The sequence below is a fragment of the Flavobacterium sp. JLP genome (assembly GCF_015350755.1).
GTDB lineage: Bacteria > Bacteroidota > Bacteroidia > Flavobacteriales > Flavobacteriaceae > Flavobacterium.
In genome coordinates this window covers 235,914-259,758 of sequence record NZ_JADKPS010000001.1, presented here as the reverse complement: position 1 = coordinate 259,758, position 23,845 = coordinate 235,914, and the positions used below count along the sequence as shown (strand labels likewise).

The following is a 23,845-nucleotide window of genomic DNA, read 5'->3' as shown; positions in this document are numbered from 1 at the left end:
TTATTGTATTATTTGAACACCTAATCTATAATGCCACAGCGGCAGTAACCATTTTAAATTACATTTTCTACCATTTGTTTAACTCTTAAATTAGCGGTAGATTTAAATCCTTAAGAAACTGATTGTGCTTTTCGGTCGCTTCGTTTATAGATTTATTAATATCAACTAATTTTTCGTTAACTTTATTTAAATCAATTTTTATTTCGTCAAGTGATGTACTCACATATCTTGAAATATTCAAATTATACCCATTCTTTTCAATTTCTTCCATAGAAACCCTGCGAGCATATCTTTCTATGTTTTCTGGGCGATATTTATATGTATCTATGATATCTTGAATGTCATTGGGTTCATCACCATCTCCTTCTCTTAATGCATTTTGTCGCTTTCCTTTTTCATAACGCTCACTTGCATTGATAAATAAAACATCATCTTGTTTTTTGCATTTTTTCAGTACTAAAATACAAACAGGAATGCCCGTTGAATAGAAGAGATTAGAAGGTAAACCAATTACAGTATCGATATGATTGTCTTTTAATAGCTTAGTACGAATTTTTTCTTCTGCACCACCACGGAATAAAACACCGTGTGGTAATATGATTGCCATTGTGCCTTCTTTTCCTAAAAAGTGAAAACCGTGTAATAAAAATGCAAAATCTGCTGCTGATTTTGGGGCTAAACCATAACTTTTAAAACGGAAATCATCTGCCAAGGTATCGTTTGGTTCCCAACGCAAACTAAAGGGTGGGTTGGCAACAATTGCATCAAACTCTATCTTTTTTGTTGGATTCATTTCATTTAGTAAATCCCATTGATTGAGTAAGGTGTCCCCATGAAATATTTCAAACTCGGTATCTTTCATACCGTGTAATAACATATTCATTCTAGCAAGGTTGTAAGTGGTGATATTTTTTTCTTGTCCGAATATTTTACCAATACTACCACCGTTATCCTTAATTCTCGTTCTAACATTCAATAATAAAGAACCTGAACCACAAGCAAAATCCAGTACTTTGTCCAATTTATTTTTTTTACCCATTGTTGGGTCTTGGCTGTCTAATGTTACAATTTCAGATAAGATGGTTGAAATTTGTTGTGGTGTATAAAATTCTCCTGCTTTTTTACCTGAACCTGCTGCAAACTGACCAATCAAGTACTCATAAGCATCACCGAGAGTATCGGAATCAGCAGAAAAATCGGCTATTCCTTCTGAAATCTTCTGAATAATAGTACAGAGTTTTTTGTTTCTTTCGCTAGAAGTTTTACCTAATTTTTCAGAATTCAAATTAATTTCGGAAAACAAACCTTGAAAAGCACTTTCAAACGATTCGTTTTCAATATATCTAAAACCATTCTCTAGAGTTACTAATAAATCTGCATTTTGTGTACGTGCCAATTCGGTTATGTTACTCCACAGATGATGAGGCTCAATAACATAATGCACTTTACGGCGCATTTGTTTTTCAAAGTCTTCAATATCATTTGGGTTTTCTTTATACCAAATTTCTAAAGGAGTATTAACTTTTAGCCTAGACATAACATCCTTTGGAGTATCGTCTGGATAATCTTTTCCTAATTCCTTTTTTGCTGATTCTTCGTAGTTGAAAGATAAATATCTAAGGAAGAGAAACGAAAGCATATAATCACGAAAATCATCCGCATTCATTGCACCTCTTAAGTTATCTGCTATATCCCAAAGGGTTTTACCTAGTTGCTGTTGTTCTTTTTGAGTCATTGACTTGTTTTTATATTATGCTAATATTTCAGGTAATTGGAATTCGAATTTATCCAAAAATGCATTCAATATTCTATTAAATAATTCTTTGTTATCTTCATTCATTTCAACAGGTTGGTATATTGAATATTTTCCGTGGCTTAATAAATTTAAGGCACGTGAAAAAAGTACGTCATCATCGATACCATATATGCACTTGGAAAATTCATCATACCCAAAAAAAGTTGAAGTCTTTTCTAATATGCTACGCAGCATATTAAAATGATATGTATTTACTTTTTGCGTAGTTGATACTTTTTTTAATTCAGTTAACACAGCAACGTGATGAAAAAACGGAGTATCATCAGTAGCCCTTAATATATAACCTTCTGGACCATTTTTATGCAAAAAATGACTTTTATGTTCGATATTCCTGAGTTCGTTATACATTACATTAAAAAATAATGAATGGTGAGATGAAATTACAACTTTTACTTTGTCCTTTCCTTTTTTTAATAATTGAGCTAAATCGCTAGCTACAGCTATAGTATTATTGTCATCCAATGAAGAAATTGGGTCATCAATATATATGTTTTTGACCCAACTATACGACTCGGCATCGTCAATGGCTAACTCACATATAGCAAGAAAAATGCACCAAATAAAAATATTTTCTTCTCCTCTCGATACTTTAATATGGTTTTGAATTATATATTCTAATTCTTCTGTTTCAGGCTTGTATTTAGGATTTTTAACTTGCTTACTAAAAACAATAGTCCAATTTTCGTAATCAATTCTAAAATCAAAATCAGCATATCGTTCCAGAAAAGTGAATATTTTCTCTTCAAGTGCTAATTCCCGAAATCCTTTAAAAAATCTTGAATTTCTATTAATCATCAAATGTCTTTCAGTATCGTTCTCAAGATCATTATTCCAATGAAAAAGATCTTCTGTGAAAGCATTATAATAGAGTGTGTCAGTAACAGGATTTTTTTTTCGTTTTTTACTTTGGTCTTTAAACTCCATTGACAGGCGAGTTTTCCCCGTGCCATTGTAGGCAAATAACAATACAAAATGATGATTGTTTAAATCATCTCTTAATCTAACCGCTACATTTCCTAATGTTTTGTATTTATAAATTTTTATATTACCACTCATATTTTAATAATTAATTTTTGGAAACAACCCTTGCATCAACCCTTTTTTATGTAACTTCAACTGTTCAATTTTCTCGGATTGTGCACTAATTAGTTCATCTAATGAAGAAAGGCAAGAAGCTATTTTTTGTTGTTCTTGTGGTTTGGGTACTATGAATTTATACTTTAAAAAGTTTTTCCCATTTATAGAATTGATTGTTGCTCCCAAGTCTGCATTTACTTGCTTATTATATGCATCAGTTTGAAATAACTGAAAGACAAATTTTGGATGCTCTGCTCTAAAAACTGTCATAAAAGCACCATGGGTAGCTAATTGAATAGCTTTACGTATTATTGCATTTTTTCCAATTAAAGCTTTAGAGCCATTTCTAATACAAACTAAGATGTCATTTTCCTGTGTCAAATTTGCACCTTTAATTTCAGGTGTTACGTAGACACAATCGTTCAAAACAATTTGACCATTTTGAATATTTGAAGATCTTAAAACTAATAATCCTTTTTCTCTTATATCATTGGGACTATAAGTTAAACCGTTAATTAAATTGCCTAATTTATTCAACTTTTTTTCTTCCCAAGGCCCATCATTTAGAAACTCTGGAAAACGATATTTAGGAATAGTTTCCCCCTCTTGCGGGAACAGGTTTTGCATTAATCCTTTTTTATGGTCTTTTAGAACATCTAATCTTTGATTGTGAGCAACTATTAGTTCATCTAATGAAGAAAGGCAAGAAGCTATTTTTTGTTGTTCTAGGGGTTTGGGTACTAGGAATTTATACTTTAAAAAATTTTTTCCATTTATAGAATTTATTGTTGCTCCTAAGTCTGCATTTACTTGATTATTATAAGTATCTGTTTGAAATAACTGAAATACAAATTTTGGATGCTCTGCTCTAAAAACTGTCATAAAAGCACCATGGGTAGCTAATTGAATATCTTTAGGAATTATTGCATTTTTCCCAATTAAAGCTTTAGATCCATTTCTAATGCAAACTAAGATATCATCTTCCTTTGTGAGATTTGCACCTTTAATTTCAGGTGTTACATAGACACAATCGTTCAAAACAATTTGACCATTTTGAACATTTGAAGATCTTAAAACTAGTAATCCTTTTTCTCTAATATCAGTGGGACTATAGGTTAAACCGTTAATTAAATTGCCTAATTTATTCAGTTTTTTTTCTTCCCAATTCCCATCATTTAGAAACTCAGGAAAACGGATTTCAGGTATTAATGTATTTGTATTCTTAGTCATAAGCTGTTAGTCCTGAAATTTCACGCCCTTGGGCTATTTTATTTAATTGGGGCACTAAATCTTCCATTAAAGCCAGTTCTTTTAGTCTGCGTTCTTTCCAACTTAGTTCTAGTGGTTCTAATAAGTCTGTTAGTTTTTCACCGTCAAAAATCATTCGGCTCATAATAGTATCTACAAAGGCTTTCAAGTTTGCCGTTTGTAAGCCGTGTTTGTGGGCAATGGTAGCCAATTCTTTTTCGTTTTTCTCAATCTTAAAAGTTTCGTAGCCTTTCGTTAAGGTATATACATCTTGTCCGCTGTTCCAGTCTAAGCTATTAATGTACCCTGCTAGATCTTCCTGTTCGTCCATCAGGTTAGCATTGGCACTTAGTAGGTTAATTACCTGTGCTTTTGTCATTTTTTGCTTGGCAGGTTTTTTTTGTGTACTGTCGGCAATTAAGGCCATTATATAATCATAGTCAATTACGGAAGAAGCAAAAAGTACAAATTCAAAATCTAGTTGTTGCACTTCGGGTGGTGCATCATCGCCTTCTTCTTCTTGTATTTTTCTTAATTTCTTAGCAGTTTCTATATAAGAACTTCTGTACTCTTGCAAAGTCACACTTGGCAAGATGGTTTCAATTTTAATCTTTTGTTCCTCGGTGATATCCGTATATTGGTCTAATTCGACTTTTAATTTTTGAACCGCTTTAAATTTCTTTACAAAATCAATTCGTGCTGCATCGCCTCTTAGGTTGTACACTTCTTGAGGTTCGTTTACTAAATTATTATCCTTCATAAAAATACCCAATGCTTCTACAGCTTTTTGGTAATTATCAATTACCACAGGAGCAGGGTCAACGAGCCAAATTTCTTTTGCTTTTCCGCTGTTTTCACCTGAGAAAAGTGCAATAGCCTGGTTTACTGCTTCTTGTTGTGAGCGGAAGTCTAGAATATTACCATAAGGCTTTGTATCGTTAAGCACACGGTTGGTTCTAGAAAAAGCTTGTATCAAGCCGTGGTATTTCAAATTTTTATCGACATACAAGGTATTGAGGTATTTAGAATCAAAACCTGTGAGTAACATATCTACTACAATTATAATATCAATTTTATCTTTATGCGGAACTTCTTTATTGGTGTATTTCTGATCTTTAATGCGTCGTTGTACATCTTGGTAATACGAATCAAATTCATTTATAGAATGATTCATTCCAAACAGCAAATTGTAGTCGTTAATAATTTCTATTAATGCTTTTTTCTTTTCTTCAGGATTTTGTTTGTTGTCTTCTTTTTCCTGAGTTAAATCTTCTTGTAATTGTTTTATATCTGCAGCATTTTTTTGACTTTGTTGGTCGCCTTCTTTTGCAATTAGTTGAGAAGGAGGAGAGAATACGCAAGCAATATTTAGCGACACATAATCCTCATTTTCTTCTTGCTTCTTTTTTTGAATGTTTTTGAATAACTGATAATATTCAATAGCATTATTAATTGAAGCCGTTGCCAATGTTGCATTGAAACGTCTTGAATTGGTTGCTGCATTGTGCTTGTCGAGAATGGCTTCTACTACTGCCTGTTGAGCGATAGCTTCGCCTGGCTTGGCATTCAAAGAACCTTTGCCTTTGAAATAATCAATATGAAACTTCAGAACGTTTCTATCGTCTATAGCATGGGTAATGGTATATGCGTGTAATCTTTGTTGAAATATATCTTCAGTGGTTTTGTAAGAAGCTTCTTCGCCTTCTCTTATTTGATACTTGGCATTTTCATCAAAGATAGGTGTACCTGTGAAACCAAATAATTGAGCATTGGGAAAAAATTCTTTTATCGCTTTGTGATTGTCGCCAAACTGTGAACGGTGGCACTCGTCAAATATGAAAACTACACGTTTTTTGCTTAAAGGCTCTAAGCGTTCTTTGTAATTCTTTTTATTCGTGCCGTCTAATGCCAATCCTAATTTTTGAATAGTAGTAACAATTACTTTGTCGCTATAGTCAGTAGATAATAAACGTCTTACCAACGTTTCGGTATTGGTATTTTCTTCTACACTACCTTCTTGAAATTTATTGAATTCCTCACGAGTTTGGCGGTCAAGGTCTTTACGATCCACTACAAAAAGGCATTTTTCACTATCTGGATTATCTTTCAATAGGGTAGATGCCTTGAAAGAGGTTAAGGTTTTACCACTTCCCGTAGTGTGCCATATATATCCATTACCTCGGTTTTGGTGAATGCAATCAACAATAGCTTTTACTGCATATATTTGATAAGGTCGCATTACTAACAATTTTTGTTCGCTTTCTACTAAAACCATATACTTGCTTATCATTTCACCAAGTGTACATTTTTTAAGAAATTTATCGGCAAACTCTTCTAAGTAATTAATTTTCTTATTGCTTTCGTCTGCTAATTCATAAATCGGCAAAAACTGTTCATCAGCATTAAATCTGAAATGTTGATTTTTATTATTCGCAAAATAATAGGTTCTATTGCTGTTACTCACAATGAATAATTGCATAAAACACATTAATGTATTGTTGTATCCGTTTCCAGAATCACTTTTGTAATCCACGATTTGCTGCATTGCTTTTCGTGGCGAAATTTCTAACTTTTTTAATTCAATTTGGACTACTGGCAAACCGTTAATTAATAAAATAATATCATAGCGGTGATTGCTATTTTCAGAATTGATACGTAATTGGTTTATAACTTCATAATCATTTTTGCACCAGTCTTTTATATTAACTAAAGTATAATGTAAGGGAGTGCCATCTTCGCGTTGAAAGTAGTTTTTTTCACGCAATAGCTTAGAGGCTGCAAATACATCAGGATTAATTATTTCCTCTCGCAAGCGTATAAATTCACTATCAGTCAAATGTACCCGATTTAAGGCCTCAAATTTGGTTTTGAAATTTTGTTCAAGTGTTTTTCTGTCAATAATATCTTTCCGATAATTATATTTCAACTCTGAAAGTTGCTTTATCAGATTCTGTTCTATATGTGATTCTTTGGCCATTTATAAGTTTAAAATGAAAGGGAACAAGAAGATTTGCTAATTGTCAAAAGTAACAAAATATGACCATAAAATATAGCGTCATTTACTTTTGTTAGGTAAAAATTAAAATTATAATTTTTAGTACTGTTTAGTACACAAATAAAAATTATTAATTAATCTATAGTGTTTTTTAATCCATTTTTTTCAGGAGTTCTGATTAAATTCAAAACGATCTGACTTCTCTCTCTTTAGTACAATCGACGTCAACTTGTTTTTTTATATCTTCTATAGTCTTACTAGACCTAAAAGATTCAAGTCGGAAATAGACTTCCTTGTAAGGACAAGTACTGCTGCTACTTATATTTGAAGTGTTTCTGCATCTAAATTACATTTTTATCAATTTAAAATGTGTAATTATGGAGAAAGATATTGACTACAGTAATTCAAAGTTGACCCCGGAAAAAGCTTTACAGATGCTAAAATCTGAGGGATTAAATGTAACTATTGAACAAGCAGAGGAAATCTTGTATTTCTTAAGAATAATTGCTAATATCGCTGTGTTGAAACATTTAAATAAAACAAAATGAGTAAGATAGCAGATTTATATATTCGTGTAAGTACTGACGAGCAGGCAGAAAAAGGCTTCTCCCAACGTAATCAGGAAGAAATGCTAAGAAAGTATTGTAGCATAAACCAAATACAGATACGTTATGTAATTTACGAAGATCATTCAGCAAAGACTTTTAACAGGCCGCAATGGAAAAAATTTCTTGCTGATGTGAAGAAACATAAAAATAAAATTAATCTGGTTCTTTTTATGAAGTGGGACGGGTTCAGTCGTAATGCCGGTGATGCTTACCAAATGATCAATGTTTTAAGAAAACTGGGTGTAGAGCCGCAGGCTATAGAACAGCCGCTTGACCTGAGTGTACCGGAGAACAAAATGATGCTTGCATTTTACCTGGCTGCGCCCGAGGTTGAAAACGACCGAAGAGCACTAAATACCTTTCAGGGGCTTAGACGAGGTAAGAAAGAGGGCAGACATATGGGAATGGCTCCTTACGGTTATGCAAATAAAGTAACTGAGGATGGAAAAAAATATATTGCCATTGTACCGGAAAAAGCAACAAAACTGATCTGGATATTTGAACAGGTTGCAAGAAATGTTTTTAGTACCGAGTCTATTTACCAGATGGCCAAGGACAAAGGGCTTATCCTGTCCAAGAGTAACTTGTGGGTCATTCTTAGGAATCCACTTTACTGCGGAAAAATAGTTGTTCCCAAATATAGAGATGAAGAAGAAAGATGGGTAAACGGCCAACATGATGCCATCATTAGCGATGGTTTGTTTTATCGCGTACAAGACGTTCTTGACAGTAAAGCGAGGACATATAGGCCAAAGATCAAGACTATTGAAAATTTTCCATTAAGAGGCTTTTTTCTTTGTCCGCAGTGCGGTCAGAAGCTAACAGGCAGCAAATGTAAAGGACGGAATAAATATTACTACTATTATCATTGTCATAAAGATTGTAAGTGGAGGGTAAATTCTGAGATAGCAAATAAGATATTTAAAGAACATTTAAATAAATTCAAGCCTTTACCAGAGGTGAAGAAATTATATGCGGCAGTTCTGCTTGAAGGATATCGACAACACACTGGAGTAGTTGCTAATGAAAAAAAGAAGTCGCTTGAACAAATAGCAACTTACGAAAAGAAATTATCGGTTGCCAGAAATCTGTTAGTAAGTGAGAAAATTGACGCTGAGGATTATAACCTCATGAAGACTGAGTATAATGAAATTATCAGTAATCTAGAAAAAGAGATGAGTAATATAGAGGACGACAGAGGGAATATAGAGTATTTAACGAACTCAGGATTGGAAAACCTTTTAAAGCTTGGGGAAGCCTTTGATAATGCGAGTTTAGCAGATTCCAGAGAGATCATTGGTTTAATTTTTCCAGAAAATTTCACATTTCGAGAAAACAAAATCCAAACCGCTAGGATCAACGAAATGGTCAACTGTATCTACCTGGTAAACAATAGGTTACGAACAAAAAAAAACGGGACAAAAGATGATATTTTTCTTTTGTCCCGAGTAGTGACCTCGACTGGATTCAAACCAGTAACCTTCTGAGCCGTAATCAGATGCGCTATTCAGTTGCGCCACGAGGCCTTTATATTTTCACTCAGCTAATTTTCGTAGCTTTGTGAACGCTGTTTGCGGGTGCAAATATAGGGATAAATGTGAGATATACAAACATAAAATAACATAAAAATAAAAAAAAATGAAGATTGAAAATTATATACGTGATATTCAGGGATTTCCGAAAGAAGGAATTTTGTTTAAAGATATCACGCCACTGCTAAATGACCCAGATGCGAGAAAAGAATGCCTAAGAATTTTAGTTGAATCTCTAAAAGGACAGCAAATTGATAAGGTAGTAGGAGCAGAGAGCCGTGGTTTTTTCTTCGGAATTTTATTGGCACAGGAATTAAATGCAGGTTTTATTCCCGTAAGGAAACCTAAAAAATTGCCGTTTGATACTATTTCAGCTTCATATGAGTTAGAATATGGCTCAGATAGTTTAGAAATGCATACTGATGCCATAAAAAAAGGAGATCGCGTTTTAATTCACGATGATGTTTTGGCTACTGGCGGAACTGCAAAAGCGGTTTGTGAATTGGTAGAAAAATTAGGCGGTGTAATTGTGCAATGTAATTTTTTGATGGAACTTTCTTTTTTAAACGGCAGAGATAAAATAAAGGAGAATCCTATATTTGCTGCGATAACGTATTAATGTAACCCCAATCATTTTAAATACCCGCCTACATGAAACAAATTTATTGTTTAGCATTATTCGCATTACTTTTTTCTTGTAAAGAAAATAAGGAAACTAATTCTAAAAATTTAAATAAAAGTGCACAAAAAGATACTTTAAGCGTAAAAGAAATAAACACTACAGCCTCAAAAGAGAATTTTGAAAGTGATCTTAGACCGAGTGAAAAACTAAAACTTGGACAGCCTTATTCTGATACCGTTGAATATGTTGAATTTGATAACAATGGAGATTTTCCGTTATTTTCAGTTCAAAAAAATAAAAAATTAGTTGGATTAGTTTCGAACTCTGAGGATGCGCCTAAATTTAAACGAGGCGATGTACTTGAATTAAAATGGAAAATGGACACGTTGTATGTTGCTGGAGAAAGTGAGGAGCTTAATTTTTCGGAATGGATGATCAGTGCCAAAAAAGTAAAAGATGGAAACGTAAGCTTGTTTCTTAAAAAATACAAGAAACCTATAAAATATTCTTCTACAAAAGAAGATTATACAGATGGTTTTAAAGATTATTTGTACACCCAGGTCGAATATTATCTGGCAAATTCTAAACAAGAGCTAGTAAAAACGGCCATAAAAAATCCTGATGCTGACTTAAGTTATTCTATCGAAGAAAAAGATAAAGAGGGGCACATCTTTTACGTTTTAGGAATTTCAAATGATTTTGAACATCATACCAATATTATTCAGTGGATTTATATTGACAGCAATAATAACCAATTATATGAGTATGATTTACCAAACGATAAATTAGTCGAATTCAATTAAAGCTTACCTAAAAAATAAAAATTGTCTTAGTTTGATTTTTAAACTAAGACAATTTTATGTTTAATAGCATATAAAACTAAGCCAATTCGGGTTTTAATTTCTAATTTGTCGAACAGGCATTCTCGATAACCATCAATTGTTTTGGGACTTAAACACATTTCCGAAGCAATTTCTTTATAGGTTTTTTCAGTACAGGCGTGTTTTATAAAGACAATTTCTTTTTCTTTTAAATTCACTTTTTTAGAGTCATTATTTGCTTTTTTAACGAGCATTCCAGAGACTAGTTCAGTAAAATAAAAACCTTTTTCGATTACTGAAATCATAGCATCTTTGAATATTTCTGGAGAAGTATCCTTTAGCAAATAACCTTTGGCGCCATTGGTTATCATTTTTATAATGATTTCTTCATCGTCATTGACAGAAAGAGCAATTACTTTTAAGTCGGGTCTGTTTTCTTTGATCCATTTCATGGTGCTTACGCCATCTAAGACAGGCATATTTACATCTAGTAGAATCAAATCGATTTCGTCAGCAGGATTATCCTGTAAATAAGACAGAAAAATTTTTCCGTTTTCAAAACGGTTTATTACTTCAAAATCTTTAAAACTGTTGATTAGGAGTTCTAAAGATTGTGAAAAAAGCTGATGATCATCTACAATAATTATTCTTTTTTTTGTATTAGGTTTCATTGGTTATGGTTAAGGGATATTCTAAAGTTACGGTTGTTCCTTTTGAGGATGAATTCATTGTCAACTGCGCTCCAATTAATTTGGCTCTTAATTTCATGTTGTTTAATCCTAATCCAGCATTTACTTGGCTTACATCATATCCTACGCCAAAATCTTTCATTTCTAAACAAAAAATATTATTTGCTGTTTTGATATTCACTTCAAATAAATCGCTGTGCGAATGTTTAAGACTGTTGTGTAATGCTTCTTGAAAAATGCGATAAATAAACAAATCATATTCTTGATTAATCTTCGGAATTTCTCCTTTAAGATTGTACTTGTACTGAATGTTTTTTAGTTTTTTTATACGCTCTAAATCTTGTTGAATGGCTTCGATAAAATTGCTTTGCAGTAAATTGTCTTTATTGATGATTCTGGATAAAATCCTGATTTCATCTAATGACTTAGCGAGAATTTCTTTAAGATCCCTCAGCTCATTTGCCTGAATAGGTTTTTCACTATTAAGATACATGTTAAGCTGCATAATGCCTACAGAAATAATTTGGCCTATATTGTCATGAAGTTCCTTGCTGATCTCACTTAGTGTCTGGTCTTTTATTTCGATTCTGGTTTTGATTAATTCAGATTGAAAATACAGCTCTGATTCCATTTTTTCAACCAGATAAGTATTTTTTTTCTTCAAAAAATAAAAGAATATGACAAGCAAAGTGATCAGTAAAGTTAAGAAAACAATACCTAACGAAATGACTAATAATTGTATTTCTTTTCGCTCCATAAAAATCCGATAATATAGCAGCTTTGCGCCAAGACATTTAAAATAAACACTACCAAACTAAAAACAGATTCATCATGTTTGATCAGGAACCAGTTTAAAGCCAGCATAAAGGGCAAAAAAGGTACATGAAATACTAATATTCCTAATATGTACCAAAAAAAGACCGATTTTTTAAAATTTAATATTTTGTCTGAATTAAAAATTTCTACCAAATATAAGCAGGATAATATCATAACCAACAGTACGCCAATGGCAAAACTATACGTGTAGGAGTGATTTATATCTTCTTTAAAATATAAAATGTTTAGAAAAAATGAGGCTATAAAAACTATTAAAGAAAAAAATGCAATAAGTCTATGGTTAATTTTTATCAAAAGGCTTCTTAGAAGCAATATATAGGCTGAAAAACTGACAAGCATATAAAAATTAAATACATAATAATTTAGTAAACCTGTCCACTCCGTAAAATAATAGCCTACTTTTTCTATTATGACAGAAAACCAAATTAAAATAACTAGAGATTTAGCTTTATTGGTTGGGAGTTTATGCCAGGAAATCAATCCGATAATTCCAGAAAATAAAGCTAAATAGAAAATGTAAAATCTTAAAAATTCAAACATAGTTTTTTAGTATGATAAGGCAGGCGGTCTTCCAATACTTCCGTAATTCATTGGTTCGATGCCTTCTATATCAGTATCATCGCTTTCATGAACTAAAGCAAAAGTTTGTATGCCTGCTGTTTTAGGTGTTTTGATTCTTTTTCCAGTTGCCGTTAAAAACAAAGTCATTAAACCTGCTTTTTCAGCATATTTTTTTTCCTCTGGATATACTCCAAAATAAAAATGAATTCCTTTTACATCGTAGCCTTTTTTTTCTCCTTTTGACTTAATGTAAGAAATGTAATTTTCGAGTTCTTCTACAGAAAACCAAACCGCATTTGCGTCTTCTTTCTTAATGTATTTTGCAATTATGCTGGCTCGATATTTCATAAAATTCAAATGTAATTCCTTAGCGAATTTTTTTGTAATTAGTTGGGTTGGTCTTCCAGGTTGTTTTTCCATAATGATTTTGAGTTAATGGGTTAATTGATTGGTAAATAATAGTTTATTGTAATTATTGCAAGCAAAAATATTTTAAACACCTAAAATGGACAAGGGGAAATGTACCCTTTTTCTTAGGGTAAATTTATTTAAAAATTTGGGTTAAAGTACTGTTTTGTAGTAATTTATAAAAAATCAATTTTACATCGTTCCTTTTTGTGCACAAAATGGATAGGCGAAATCTGAAAAGCCTGTTAAAAGAGTAAGAGTTAATTATAATACTAAAAATTATGAGTTTATATCATGAAGTTTTTCAGGGAGAATCATTCAGCGAAGACAATTACTTCGAAGCTGTACGATATGTATTAGGACCAGAATATTCTAATTTAAACGAAAGTGAACTAGAAGATGTCCTATTATCACGAGTAGATCAAATGTCTGAAAGTGAAGCAGAAGGATTTTGGTCAAGTTTAGGAAATGTAGCCAGCAGTATTGGTTCTGGAGTTTTGCGCGGTGTATCTGCAGTTGCTCCAATCGCGGGAACTGCTATAGGTACTTATTTTGGAGCACCACAGATTGGCGGAGCAGTAGGAGGTTTGGTGAGCAACTTGGCAGGATCTGCAAGTACAGCTTTAGATAACAGCCGTCAGCAGCAACGCCGACCAGCTCCGCAACAGCAGTACAGACCAGCTCCGCAACAACCACAACACAGACCATCTCCACCATCACAGCCATCACCAATCAGACAAGCTTGGCGCAATACAACGCGCTATTTAGCAGATGCCGGCAGAGCAGCACTTCCTGCCATTCAGCAATATGTGCAGGATAATCCAGTACAATTGCGTCCGCAGGCAGCACAGGATATTGGCAGAGTACAAGGACTATACAATCAGCTGGGAGGTGTTATTAATAATCCTCAATTTCAAGCAGGCCAAGCACAGCAAAGCCTGGGAACTGCGAGTCCAAATGCACCAATAGAAAGTCATTCTTTTGCAGAATTGATAGAAAGTGTTAATTACCTGACTGAGAATATTTTATACGAGTATTACAACGGAGGATTAATTCCGACCGAGGATTACTATGTAGACCAATATGGCCAGTTTGTGGGCACAAATACTCCTAACCGAATCAATAGACTTGAAAATTCTATTGCAAGTTTATAAAACCTAAAAGTTATAACAATGGATGCTTATTTAGAATATTTGAAAGAACACAATCCTGAAATGGCTAAATATTTTGAGCTTATGCAGCCTATGATGGAAAAAAAAGAGCCTGAAGAGGAAAAAGAAATTCCAAAAATTGATGCAGTACTTGAGGAAAGAATCAAGAAATTAAAAAAAATCAATCACAAACTTTTTACCATTATCGAAGGTTTAAAATTTCAATTGGAATTTGAGTTAAATCAAAATGATGATTTAGCAAAAGCAATTGGCGCCTGCACCGAATGTTTTGGAGAAAACATAGATTGTCCAGAATGTTTCGGAATAGGAAAACCAGGCAACAGCATTCCGGATTTTATTCTTTTCAATAAATATATTCAGCCAGCCATCCAGAAATATAACAAACATTATTTCAATAAAAATTAATCATTAAAAACTAAAATTATGAGTTATTTCGAAAGTTATTTAGACGAAGATTTATTAAATGAAGATTATTTCAATGAAGATCTTTTAGGCGAAGATTTATTAGAAAGCTATGACGAAAGCTTTGATGAAGCTGCAAAACGCAGACGACCTTCGACAAGAGGAATTAGACCTAACGTAAGTTCAGCGGTGAAACAAAGATCAAACTTTGGAAAAGCACTGAGCGGAAGAGCCAATGATTATGCTACAAAAAGCGAGCTTAAAAAATCATTAGATGCCATTTCAAACCAAGTTAATGAACTTAAAAAGACTTCATTGGCAACAAATAAAGCTTTGGTTGCATTAGATCAAAAACATACAGAATTTGCAAAAATAGACGCGCGTAAAGGCGATAACCAGACTAAGGTTTTAAAAAACATGCAAATGATGAGTATGATGGGATCATTGCTGAATCAGCCAAAATTAGTAACAGAAAATCTTGAAGTTACTGGTACAGGAAGTGATTCTAAAATTATAGCGAAAGACGGTAAAAATCCTATTTATGTGGATCAAACATTGTCTCTACTATTACCAATGCTGACCACTATGGGAGATTCAGGTTCTGGAAAATCTGACAACTCAAACATGATGCTGCCATTAGTATTAATTATGTCTCAAAATAAAGACAATACAAACAACAACAACATATTGCCTCTTGCAATGGTGATGATGATGAATAAGTAAATGTAGAAAGGGCGATTGCTTCCCAATTGCCCTTTTATTTCTATTAACCTTAAAATTATGAAACGATGAATCCATTTAATTTATTAATCAATTATTTTATTGCAAACAGCAGAGCGACTTTTTACAACGTTCCTGGAAATCAAGAAATAACTAATACTGCACTTTTAGCGGGCGTAGTTTCTGAAAATCCATTGTTGAGTTATTTACTTATAGAGAACAAAGCAAAAGATGAAGGAGATAAGTTTAATGCTTCTGCAGCTGCCTCACCGCAAACCCGACCTGGTTTGCCAGCACCTAGTAGTGGTCCTATAATAAATACACCAAATCCTGCTGAAACACCAACAGGATCACCAGTAAAAGGAACAGCAACAGCTGATTTTGTAACCTTAGAAGCAGTAAAAAATGAGATTTCAATAAGTACTCAAAATTTGAAAGATGAGCTTTTTAAAATTTCAGAAAAGAATAAAGCGGAAATAACTAAAAATTTCACAGACAGTTTAAATTCCAAAATTGAGCTACTAACAAAGAGTAATGATGCTTTAAGTATTTCTATTTTGGAAATCAAACAACGATTGAATGAAATTTCAACTAATCCACTAGGACCAGATAATACTTTGCCTGTTAAAGGTTTAGCAAATCAGAAGGCATCGACTAAAAACGAACCAAAATGAAAACCGCTGTCTCTAACCAAGAAACCATTCGTTTAGATAAGATTGAAAAAACAACTATGCAAATCCTGAAAAAAATTAATTCTATTCGCCCTAATTTTTTTTCCAGCAGCTTGAAATTCTCTAAAAAAGCAGAGGAAGAAAAGGAATTGTTGTTTAAGGAATTAATTCCAGAAAAGATTTTTTCAATCGATAAAACATTGGAATTATTGAGTCAGATATCAGATCATGCCAACTTTTCGAAACTGGATCAAAAAGATCAGGATTTTATAGTAAGATTGAAAAATATGGATCTTAAAAACAGTCATTATCTAAGCGAAATTATCAATTTTTTTACGCAGGGACATGGAATAGATGTGATTTTCTTTTTAGCAGAAGACAATGTTTTTTTCAATTATTTAAATTCTCAGCTTTTTGATATTACTTATAAGCTAAATCTTATTCCTGTTCAACCTTAAATTCAAGCAAATGGATCCAAGACTTAAAATAATATTATATGGCAATCCTGATGAAGAATTATCCTTGTTGATGCGTGTAGAAAAAGAAAAAGAATATCCAGATCATTGCAAGATTATTTCAGAATTTGGAACCGTTGTGAGCATTAGAACGCAGCGACGTTTTTTATGTTCGATTTACAACAGCAAAAAAGTAAAAAGCCTAAAAGCTCCGAGTGTTGTTCCGGCAAATGACGGAATTGAAATGCAGCCTGAAACTAAGATTTTAGATAAAAAAAATGATGTAATAGACGGCACTGTCTCGAATGTTGTGTTTGGAATTATTGATTTCGGTTTCGATTTTACGCATCCAGATTTTATAACGAATGGGAAAACACGTTTTGAAAAAATTTGGATCCAGTCTGACCGATATGACGGCAATGAATTTGGCTATGGACGAATTGTAACAAAAGCACAAATTAATGAGGCATTGTTGGATGATTTTCCGTTTAAAAAACTGGGATATCATCCCGGAAAATCGGATTTGTTTGGAAACGGAACTCATGGTACTCACGTACTCGGAATTGCCTGCGGAAACGGTGCCGTTGCACCTAAAAGCTTCGCGCCGAATGTACCAATAATAGCGGTTGATATGGGAACTAATCTCGTAAACGGATCAAATCTTTCATTGGGTGATTCTGTAAAAGGAGCAGAAGGTTTGTGTTTTATTACGACTGAAGCTGGTAAAAGACCGCTCGTAATAAATATGAGTTTAGGCGGACATGGCGATGCACATATGGGTAAAACTTTATTCGAACAAATCATTGATCATATTGTAACGACAAGAAAAGGAACGGCAATTGTGCAAAGTACAGGAAATTATCATCAGGCAAATGCGCATACTTATGGTGATATAAAATTGAATCAGAAAGTCAAAATTCCTTGGATGTTTAAAAAGCATGATCGTACTCCAAACGAAATGGAGATTTGGTATCATGGAGATGATGTTTTAAGTGTAGATATTTATGATGACGATATGAAGCTGCTATTGTCATCAACGCCTTTTAAGGATGAATTGATTGTTAAAGAAAATGATGAAGTTGGAATTTGCCTTCACAGAAGCAACGAACCCAATACCGGTAAAAATCAGATTAATATTTTAGTGAATGGCAAACTAAAGTCAAAATTTTGGACGATTGAACTGGTTGGCAAAACTGTAAAAAATGGCCGCTATCATTGTTATATCGAGCGAGATGACGGAGGACAATCTATTTTTTTGCCTGCAGTGGCAAATAAAACGCATACAACAAACTCGATCTGCAATTCTAAATACAGTATTGTTGTTGGTGCTTACAATCAGAATGATGATGCAAAACCTATTTTGTCTTTCAGCAGTTCCGGTCCAACGGCAGATGGGCGAATGAAACCCGAAGTCGTTGCGCCTGGTTTTAAGATAAAATCATCTTGCTCGTCTTCGAGCAGAGAAAATAGAGCGTCTAATAAATTAACGTCTAAAAGCGGGAGCAGCATGGCATCACCTTATGTGGCATCTTTAGTTATGAAAATTCTAGATAAAGAACCGCATCTTGATATTATTTCAATACGAAAAAAACTTTTTGATGCTTGTGATACTGCTTTTTTTAAAGATAGCAATTTAGAGGTCTTTAGAGCTGGACACGGTTATGTCAATCCAAATAAAATAACATAAATACCATGGAAAATTTAGTTTCAAATACCCCGATTATAAATCGAAATTCGCGCATTGCCAATACATTAAGCAATAGCGTTGGACTCAATGCTGTAAACAATGCATTAGATGTGTTGCAAATTCAAAATTTTTTAAAAGGATTGGGATATCCCGTACAGACTAACGGTACAATTGTAAACAGTCAAACCGATACTACAATTATTTCTATTTTAAATTTCCAAGCAAACAATAGGATTCAAGTTACGGGAAACATTAATCCAGATGATAGTACTTATAATGCTTTAAAACAATTAAATAGTGTAAGTCCTTCGCTGGCCGAAGGAGAAGATGAATCACTGCATCAGCCATTTTTGACTAACTCTTTTCTATTTAGAAGAAGCGCCGGAAATGCCAATACATTAAATGTCATTTTTGAAGGAGATTCTTGGCTGGATTATCCTGTTCCGAGAATCTTAGATTTATATGATACAATTACAGACCGAAATCAGAGTCTAAATTTGAATTGTCTTCACTTGGCAAAATTTGGAGAAACGACTTCTCAGATGTATGCTGATAGAACTCATTTTGTACAATATGTAAGCGGTTATCGCATTGACAGAATTTATTTTAGCGGAGGCGGAAATGATGTTTTTCCTCAGCTTGGGAGAATATTAAATGCCGGAGTAACGACTTTTAGCTCTAGTTTTTTTACAGATCAGGCAAAGCTGACTGAGCTTAGAAGTTTGTCTGGCGATGCTCTATATCAAAAATGTATTCTGTACAAAAGATATTTAAATACAAATACGTTTGATACTGCGCTTTTTAATTCAACTAACCTCAATGCTATTTTCAGTACCATTATGCGAAATTATCTTGGTTTTGGAAGTATTGTAAACGCGCATTGTACGCCAAACACCATATTTTATATGCACACTTACGACTATCCTTTGTTTAAGCTTGGCGTAAGACCTTCAATTGTTGGTGTTGATTTGCCTTTAGGGCCTTGGATAAAACCTGTTTTCGATCGTTTAGGTATTGCAGATGAAATTTTGAGATCGTATATCATTATTCGATTATTGGATAGATTTTACGCTCTCTTGTGCCAGATCAAAAATCATTTCGGGTATTATGGTTATCGCTTTCAAAGCCGAATTATAGATTACCGCGGACTTTTAAATTCGTCTGAATATTGGAGAGATGAAATCCATCCAAATTCAGCAGGAGCAAGGAGATTGTCAACTCGAGTTAATTTTTAGTAGTATGAAAGTAAATATTTTAATTACGAGAATCCTTTTCTTTATACTGGTATTATTTTTAAATTCATGCAACAAAATGGAAAGTGATGAAATTTTTTCAGGAAAGTACACTGCTGTAAATTCAGGAAGTAATGCCAAGTTGACATTGAAATCTGAAGATGATATCATCTCGGGTACTATCGTCTTAGACGGCAAACTTGCCAAAATAAAAGCGACAAGAACAGATTTGTCTTTTAGCGGAATTTTATTTGATGAATTTACAAATCAGGGATGTGCTGTGAAAGCCATTCAGGAAGGAAAAGTTTTAAAATTATCAATTATACTGCCATTATCAGATCAAGCTATAGTTTTTAATTTTGAAAAAGAAAATTCTGAATCACCATTATCTTTTAAAGAAGAAGGGGAAAAGAATTCAATGTTAGTAGGAACTTGGCGCTATACAGATGTTATAAGCAGTGGAAGCGGAGAATCTTATGCATCAATTGCTACAGATTATTTTTTCGAATTTAATGCAGATGGCACTGTTTTGACTTGGACAGGAAAAAGTGGAGGAGGAACGAGAGATGTTTCGTTGCAGAGCGGAGAAGGTCAAGCCAATAAATTGGGCTGGTATACAACCGATAAAACAATACATTTTGTGGATTTGACAACAAAAGAAGAATCTCAGGCAACCTTTTATGCAGAAAGTAATAGAGTTATGTTTTCTAATGGCAATAACAAAAGAGTCTACGAAAGAATTCGATAAAGACAAAATGGCTTTTAAAAAAAATCCCGATTCATAACGAATCGGGATTTTATATTTATAAATGTTTTATCTCAAACTTGCTCCAAGTTCAGTCTCAAAAGTCTGTTGCAGTTTCGACATGATTTTGTCAATTTGAGAATCAGTTAATGTTTTTGTATTATCCTGAATGGTAAAACTCAAAGCATATGATTTTTTCCCTTCCGGAAGATTCTTTCCTTCATAAACATCAAATAAATTAACATCTTTTAAAAGTGATTTTTCAGTTTGTTTTGCCAAATTAAAAATACTTTCATATGTTGTATTCTGATCAATCAATAAAGCTAAATCTCTTCGAACTTCTGGATATTTTGGAATTTCAGAATATTTAATTTTTCCAGTAATAATTTTCAGAATCAAATCCCAGTTAAAATCAGCATAATAAACATCTTGTTTTATTCCGAAATGTTTTAATATTGATTTTTTAACCACACCCATTTCTACTAATGTATCATTGTTATAGCAGATTGATGTTCCTTCTGAAAAAATATCAGATTGTACTGGAGCATTCGAAATTTTGTCAATTCCTAAACGAGATATAATTCCTTTTACATATCCTTTTAATAAAAAGAAATCAGTTGTTTTTTGAGGATTTGTCCAGCTTTCTTTATTTCTGTTTCCAGAAATCAATAAAGTCAAATGTTTATGTTCCTCATATCCGTTAAGATATTTGTGGTATGATTTGCCAAATTCAAATAATTTTAAATCCGAATTTTTTCTATTAATATTATATGAAATTGCTTCTAAACCAGAAAATAGCAATGATTGACGCATAGTCGATAAATCACTGCTCAACGGATTAAGCATAGTAACATTGTGCTCTTCTTTTAGTGAAGCTGAAAGTTTAGCATAAGCAGCAGTTGTCAAAGAGTTTGCCATCATTTCATGAAAACCCTGAGAATTTAGTTGCGATGCAATAACATTTTGCACTTTATAATCTTCAGTTCTTGGAGAGTTTGCTACCGTTGCATTGAATTTTTTAGAAAATTCGATGTTGTTGTAACCATAAACTCTTAATATTTCTTCGATTACATCAATTTCACGCTGTACATCAACTCGATACGCCGGAATTGTCAATCCTAAACCTGAATCTGAAACACTGTTTACTTTAATATCTAAAGAAACCAATATTTTCTTAATAGTATCTTTTGGAATTTCCTGTCCGATGATTTTAGAAACGTGGCTAAAATTTAATAGCACAGAGAAATCTTCAACTTTTTTAGGATAAACTTCAACAACATCAGAAGTCAATTTTCCGCCAGCCACTTCTTGGATTAAAAGAGCAGCACGTTTTAGTGCATATTCTGTAATTGTTGGGTCGATACCTCTTTCAAATCTAAAAGAAGCGTCTGTATTTAATCCGTGTCTTTTTGCTGTTTTACGAATGCTCACAGCATCAAAATAAGCACTTTCTAAAAAGATAGAAGTTGTACCATCTGTAACTCCAGATTTTTTTCCTCCAAAAACACCAGCAATACAAAGTGGTCCTTTTTCGTCGCAAATCATCAAATCTTCTGCATGTAATGTTCTTTCAACATCATCCAAAGTAGTAAATTTTGTTCCTTCAGGAAGTGTTTTTACAATTACCTTTCCGCTGATTTTTGCAGCATCAAAAGCGTGCAGAGGCTGTCCTAATTCATGTAAAACATAATTAGTAACGTCAACAATATTATTTTTTGGAGTCAATCCAATAGCTTTTAAACGATCTTGAAGCCAAGCTGGAGATTCTTGAACAGTAATTCCAGAAATGGTAACACCGCAATATCTTGGTGCTAAATGAGGTTCTTCAACATTCACATCAATTTTCAAGGTGCGCATATCAACTCTAAAATTACTTACCGAAGGGGTAATCAATTCTACGTTAACACCGCGTTGGAGCATTCCTGCTCTCAAATCACGTGCAGTTCCAAAATGACTCATAGCATCAGCACGATTAGGAGTTAACCCAATCTCGAATACTTCGTCATTTGCAATTTTAAAAACTTCTGCTGCTGGAGTTCCAGGAACTAAGGCTTCATCAAGAATCATAATTCCGTCGTGGCTTGTTCCAAGACCTAATTCATCTTCGGCACAAATCATTCCATGACTTTCCTGTCCGCGAATTTTGCCTTTTTTTATAGTAAATTCTCCACCTTCTTTATCATATAAAACTGTCCCAATAGTTGCAACAGGAACTTTTTGTCCTGCGGCTACATTTGAAGCACCGCATACAATCTGAATTGGAGCTTCTAAACCAATATTTACCGTTGTAACTTTCAATCGATCAGCATCAGGATGTTTTTCGCAAGTCAGTACGTGTCCTACAACAACTCCCTGCAAACCTCCTTTTACCGATTCGTATTTCTCAACAACTTCAACTTCCAAACCTAAATCTGTAAGTAATTCTGAAGTTTGTTCTGAAGTCCAGTCTGTTTTAATAAATTGTTTTAACCAGTTGTAAGATATTTTCATTTTAACTTTTTTATTCTTGTACGAGGGTGTAAATATAAGGATTGATCGCCGGAGTTGGAAACAATTTTTTTGTTTTTTGCCTTAAAAATACGCCGATTATCAGAATTTAAAAACAATAATTAAAAACTAAAAGTTTCTAAAACGGCTTGTAATAATTTATAAAGCTCACGATAAAAGAATATTAAATCAATTCTTCAACATGTTTTTTAATGTTTTCTGAGATTTTTTTGATCGGAAGATCGTTTTCATCATCGCCAAAAGGATCTTCAATCTCTTCAGCAATCAATTCTAAACTAGCTAGAACATAGAAGATAAAAACAACAACCGGAACAACATAATAACCTAAGCTTAAAGAATATCCAAAAGGCAAAGTCATGATGTAAAAGAAAATGAATTTTTTGATAAAAGCACTATAAGAGTAGGGAATAGGCGTATTCTTTATTCGCTCACACGCGCCGCAGATATCTGTAAAAGCGACCAATTCAGCATTTAAGATGATAAGCTGGTCGCCTGTTATTTTTTTGGATTCGTACAAATCATTGATTTTATGCGACATCATTTTTTTTACCTGATTCGGTTTGTGCTTATGATGGTCAAGTTCTAAATCGACATCTTCAAAAAGTTGTTTTGCCGTTTCAGAATTGTTTAGATGTTTATATAAAATTGAAGCATACGCAGGAATAAACTTTCTAAAAAACTTTCGATCATTTTCATCTTTTAGCATAGCCGAAAGTTTTATAGCAAAATTACGGCTGTTGTTGACTAAAGCACCCCATAATTTTCGAGCTTCCCACCAACGGTCATAAGCAGTATTGGTTCTAAAAACCAGTAAAAGAGAAATTACAAAACCTAATATTCCGTGCATTAAAGGAATATTTTTGATGTAATGATTTTCATCTATACCCAAATATATTACTTCAAAATAGCCCACAAGTCCAGAGTAAATCCCAATCGCAATCATTATAGGAAATAATTGTCGAACGGTATCAGATTTATGAAAATGGAATATAAAACTAAACCATTCTTTGGTATTGTATGCGATCATTTAATTTGTTTT

General features: G+C 33.2%; 22 protein-coding genes and 1 tRNA gene. 12 read left to right on the top strand and 11 right to left on the bottom strand.

Annotated features, from left to right (window positions below):
• Positions 1-85: 85 nt before the first annotated feature.
• From IRZ83_RS01175 to IRZ83_RS01160, 4 genes are read right to left on the bottom strand one after another with little or no spacing between them, the layout of a single operon-like run.
• A complete protein-coding gene (locus IRZ83_RS01175) occupies positions 86-1,735 on the bottom strand; it encodes a type I restriction-modification system subunit M (RefSeq protein WP_194566235.1) in 1,650 nt (549 codons plus the stop codon).
• A gap of 15 nt (positions 1,736-1,750) precedes the next feature.
• Positions 1,751-2,872 carry an AAA family ATPase gene (locus tag IRZ83_RS01170; protein WP_194566233.1) on the bottom strand — a complete coding sequence of 374 codons (1,122 nt, stop codon included), beginning with the start codon at positions 2,870-2,872 and terminating at the stop codon, positions 1,751-1,753.
• A gap of 3 nt (positions 2,873-2,875) precedes the next feature.
• On the bottom strand, positions 2,876-4,123 hold the full coding sequence (locus IRZ83_RS01165) for a restriction endonuclease subunit S (protein ID WP_194566231.1): 1,248 nt from the start codon (positions 4,121-4,123) through the stop codon (positions 2,876-2,878).
• Complete coding sequence (locus IRZ83_RS01160; protein ID WP_194566229.1) at positions 4,116-7,118, bottom strand: type I restriction endonuclease subunit R; 3,003 nt, start codon at positions 7,116-7,118, stop codon at positions 4,116-4,118. The genes IRZ83_RS01165 and IRZ83_RS01160 overlap by 8 nt, the downstream gene beginning before the upstream one ends.
• 395 nt (positions 7,119-7,513) lie before the next feature.
• Here IRZ83_RS01160 and IRZ83_RS01155 point away from each other — a divergent pair, with 395 nt between their 5' ends.
• Both IRZ83_RS01155 and IRZ83_RS01150 read left to right on the top strand, forming a co-directional pair.
• Complete coding sequence (locus tag IRZ83_RS01155) at positions 7,514-7,684, top strand: hypothetical protein (protein ID WP_194566227.1); 171 nt, start codon at positions 7,514-7,516, stop codon at positions 7,682-7,684.
• Positions 7,681-9,231, top strand: coding sequence for a recombinase family protein (locus IRZ83_RS01150; protein ID WP_194566225.1), 1,551 nt, complete (start codon positions 7,681-7,683; stop codon positions 9,229-9,231). Before IRZ83_RS01155 ends, IRZ83_RS01150 begins: the two co-directional genes overlap by 4 nt.
• On the opposite strand, the gene IRZ83_RS01145 is transcribed toward IRZ83_RS01150, so the two are convergent.
• A tRNA-Arg gene (locus IRZ83_RS01145) sits at positions 9,197-9,270 on the bottom strand. The genes IRZ83_RS01150 and IRZ83_RS01145 overlap by 35 nt on opposite strands.
• 112 nt (positions 9,271-9,382) lie before the next feature.
• Here IRZ83_RS01145 and IRZ83_RS01140 point away from each other — a divergent pair.
• Positions 9,383-9,895, top strand: coding sequence for an adenine phosphoribosyltransferase (locus tag IRZ83_RS01140; protein WP_029270082.1), 513 nt, complete (start codon positions 9,383-9,385; stop codon positions 9,893-9,895).
• Between the two features lie 32 nt (positions 9,896-9,927).
• A complete protein-coding gene (locus tag IRZ83_RS01135; RefSeq protein ID WP_194566223.1) occupies positions 9,928-10,701 on the top strand; it encodes a hypothetical protein in 774 nt (257 codons plus the stop codon).
• Between the two features lie 38 nt (positions 10,702-10,739).
• On the opposite strand, the gene IRZ83_RS01130 is transcribed toward IRZ83_RS01135, so the two are convergent.
• From IRZ83_RS01130 to IRZ83_RS01115, 4 genes are all read right to left on the bottom strand, one after another.
• Positions 10,740-11,390: a response regulator transcription factor gene (locus IRZ83_RS01130; protein WP_029270086.1), complete on the bottom strand. Its 651-nt coding sequence runs from the start codon at positions 11,388-11,390 to the stop codon at positions 10,740-10,742.
• The gene (locus IRZ83_RS01125; RefSeq protein ID WP_228520641.1) at positions 11,380-12,039 is read right to left on the bottom strand and encodes a sensor histidine kinase; all 660 of its coding nucleotides are present in this window, start codon (positions 12,037-12,039) and stop codon (positions 11,380-11,382) included. The genes IRZ83_RS01130 and IRZ83_RS01125 overlap by 11 nt, the downstream gene beginning before the upstream one ends.
• Before the next feature lie 98 nt (positions 12,040-12,137).
• The gene (locus tag IRZ83_RS01120; protein ID WP_194566219.1) at positions 12,138-12,785 is read right to left on the bottom strand and encodes a hypothetical protein; all 648 of its coding nucleotides are present in this window, start codon (positions 12,783-12,785) and stop codon (positions 12,138-12,140) included.
• 6 nt (positions 12,786-12,791) lie between these two features.
• Complete coding sequence (locus IRZ83_RS01115; RefSeq protein WP_194566217.1) at positions 12,792-13,226, bottom strand: hypothetical protein; 435 nt, start codon at positions 13,224-13,226, stop codon at positions 12,792-12,794.
• Between the two features lie 269 nt (positions 13,227-13,495).
• Between IRZ83_RS01115 and IRZ83_RS01110 the strand changes: the two genes are divergently transcribed.
• From IRZ83_RS01110 to IRZ83_RS01075, 8 genes are all read left to right on the top strand, one after another.
• Positions 13,496-14,368 (top strand): hypothetical protein, encoded by an 873-nt coding sequence (locus IRZ83_RS01110; protein WP_194566215.1) that lies wholly within the window; start codon positions 13,496-13,498, stop codon positions 14,366-14,368.
• An 18-nt stretch (positions 14,369-14,386) separates the two neighbouring features.
• Positions 14,387-14,791 (top strand): hypothetical protein, encoded by a 405-nt coding sequence (locus IRZ83_RS01105; RefSeq protein WP_194566213.1) that lies wholly within the window; start codon positions 14,387-14,389, stop codon positions 14,789-14,791.
• Between the two features lie 18 nt (positions 14,792-14,809).
• Positions 14,810-15,511, top strand: a complete 702-nt coding sequence (locus tag IRZ83_RS01100) for a hypothetical protein (RefSeq protein WP_029270096.1) — start codon at positions 14,810-14,812, stop codon at positions 15,509-15,511.
• A 65-nt stretch (positions 15,512-15,576) separates the two neighbouring features.
• Positions 15,577-16,182, top strand: a complete 606-nt coding sequence (locus tag IRZ83_RS01095) for a hypothetical protein (RefSeq protein ID WP_029270098.1) — start codon at positions 15,577-15,579, stop codon at positions 16,180-16,182.
• Complete coding sequence (locus IRZ83_RS01090) at positions 16,179-16,637, top strand: hypothetical protein (protein ID WP_029270100.1); 459 nt, start codon at positions 16,179-16,181, stop codon at positions 16,635-16,637. Before IRZ83_RS01095 ends, IRZ83_RS01090 begins: the two co-directional genes overlap by 4 nt.
• A gap of 10 nt (positions 16,638-16,647) precedes the next feature.
• On the top strand, positions 16,648-18,321 hold the full coding sequence (locus IRZ83_RS01085; RefSeq protein ID WP_194566211.1) for a S8 family serine peptidase: 1,674 nt from the start codon (positions 16,648-16,650) through the stop codon (positions 18,319-18,321).
• Between the two features lie 5 nt (positions 18,322-18,326).
• The gene (locus IRZ83_RS01080; RefSeq protein WP_194566209.1) at positions 18,327-19,556 is read left to right on the top strand and encodes a peptidoglycan-binding domain-containing protein; all 1,230 of its coding nucleotides are present in this window, start codon (positions 18,327-18,329) and stop codon (positions 19,554-19,556) included.
• A gap of 76 nt (positions 19,557-19,632) precedes the next feature.
• A complete protein-coding gene (locus tag IRZ83_RS01075; protein WP_194566207.1) occupies positions 19,633-20,301 on the top strand; it encodes a hypothetical protein in 669 nt (222 codons plus the stop codon).
• A gap of 66 nt (positions 20,302-20,367) precedes the next feature.
• On the opposite strand, the gene pheT is transcribed toward IRZ83_RS01075, so the two are convergent.
• Both pheT and IRZ83_RS01065 read right to left on the bottom strand, forming a co-directional pair.
• Positions 20,368-22,788 carry a phenylalanine--tRNA ligase subunit beta gene (gene pheT, locus IRZ83_RS01070; protein WP_194566205.1) on the bottom strand — a complete coding sequence of 807 codons (2,421 nt, stop codon included), beginning with the start codon at positions 22,786-22,788 and terminating at the stop codon, positions 20,368-20,370.
• A gap of 181 nt (positions 22,789-22,969) precedes the next feature.
• Complete coding sequence (locus tag IRZ83_RS01065; RefSeq protein ID WP_029270109.1) at positions 22,970-23,833, bottom strand: bestrophin family protein; 864 nt, start codon at positions 23,831-23,833, stop codon at positions 22,970-22,972.
• Positions 23,834-23,845 lie beyond the last annotated feature (12 nt).

What these genes read in the sequence shown, in the direction of transcription:
- IRZ83_RS01140 (WP_029270082.1), top strand. Translation starts at nt 9,383, where the DNA reads ATGAAGATTGAAAATTATATACGTGATATTCAGGGATTTCCGAAAGAA.
- IRZ83_RS01165 (WP_194566231.1), bottom strand. Translation starts at nt 4,123, where the DNA reads ATGACTAAGAATACAAATACATTAATACCTGAAATCCGTTTTCCTGAG.
- IRZ83_RS01110 (WP_194566215.1), top strand. Translation starts at nt 13,496, where the DNA reads ATGAGTTTATATCATGAAGTTTTTCAGGGAGAATCATTCAGCGAAGAC.
- IRZ83_RS01080 (WP_194566209.1), top strand. Translation starts at nt 18,327, where the DNA reads ATGGAAAATTTAGTTTCAAATACCCCGATTATAAATCGAAATTCGCGC.
- IRZ83_RS01115 (WP_194566217.1), bottom strand. Translation starts at nt 13,226, where the DNA reads ATGGAAAAACAACCTGGAAGACCAACCCAACTAATTACAAAAAAATTC.
- pheT (WP_194566205.1), bottom strand. Translation starts at nt 22,788, where the DNA reads ATGAAAATATCTTACAACTGGTTAAAACAATTTATTAAAACAGACTGG.
- IRZ83_RS01090 (WP_029270100.1), top strand. Translation starts at nt 16,179, where the DNA reads ATGAAAACCGCTGTCTCTAACCAAGAAACCATTCGTTTAGATAAGATT.
- IRZ83_RS01105 (WP_194566213.1), top strand. Translation starts at nt 14,387, where the DNA reads ATGGATGCTTATTTAGAATATTTGAAAGAACACAATCCTGAAATGGCT.
- IRZ83_RS01130 (WP_029270086.1), bottom strand. Translation starts at nt 11,390, where the DNA reads ATGAAACCTAATACAAAAAAAAGAATAATTATTGTAGATGATCATCAG.
- IRZ83_RS01155 (WP_194566227.1), top strand. Translation starts at nt 7,514, where the DNA reads ATGGAGAAAGATATTGACTACAGTAATTCAAAGTTGACCCCGGAAAAA.
- IRZ83_RS01095 (WP_029270098.1), top strand. Translation starts at nt 15,577, where the DNA reads ATGAATCCATTTAATTTATTAATCAATTATTTTATTGCAAACAGCAGA.
- IRZ83_RS01160 (WP_194566229.1), bottom strand. Translation starts at nt 7,118, where the DNA reads ATGGCCAAAGAATCACATATAGAACAGAATCTGATAAAGCAACTTTCA.
- IRZ83_RS01150 (WP_194566225.1), top strand. Translation starts at nt 7,681, where the DNA reads ATGAGTAAGATAGCAGATTTATATATTCGTGTAAGTACTGACGAGCAG.
- IRZ83_RS01120 (WP_194566219.1), bottom strand. Translation starts at nt 12,785, where the DNA reads ATGTTTGAATTTTTAAGATTTTACATTTTCTATTTAGCTTTATTTTCT.
- IRZ83_RS01170 (WP_194566233.1), bottom strand. Translation starts at nt 2,872, where the DNA reads ATGAGTGGTAATATAAAAATTTATAAATACAAAACATTAGGAAATGTA.
- IRZ83_RS01085 (WP_194566211.1), top strand. Translation starts at nt 16,648, where the DNA reads ATGGATCCAAGACTTAAAATAATATTATATGGCAATCCTGATGAAGAA.
- IRZ83_RS01065 (WP_029270109.1), bottom strand. Translation starts at nt 23,833, where the DNA reads ATGATCGCATACAATACCAAAGAATGGTTTAGTTTTATATTCCATTTT.
- IRZ83_RS01125 (WP_228520641.1), bottom strand. Translation starts at nt 12,039, where the DNA reads ATGGAATCAGAGCTGTATTTTCAATCTGAATTAATCAAAACCAGAATC.
- IRZ83_RS01175 (WP_194566235.1), bottom strand. Translation starts at nt 1,735, where the DNA reads ATGACTCAAAAAGAACAACAGCAACTAGGTAAAACCCTTTGGGATATA.
- IRZ83_RS01135 (WP_194566223.1), top strand. Translation starts at nt 9,928, where the DNA reads ATGAAACAAATTTATTGTTTAGCATTATTCGCATTACTTTTTTCTTGT.
- IRZ83_RS01075 (WP_194566207.1), top strand. Translation starts at nt 19,633, where the DNA reads ATGGAAAGTGATGAAATTTTTTCAGGAAAGTACACTGCTGTAAATTCA.
- IRZ83_RS01100 (WP_029270096.1), top strand. Translation starts at nt 14,810, where the DNA reads ATGAGTTATTTCGAAAGTTATTTAGACGAAGATTTATTAAATGAAGAT.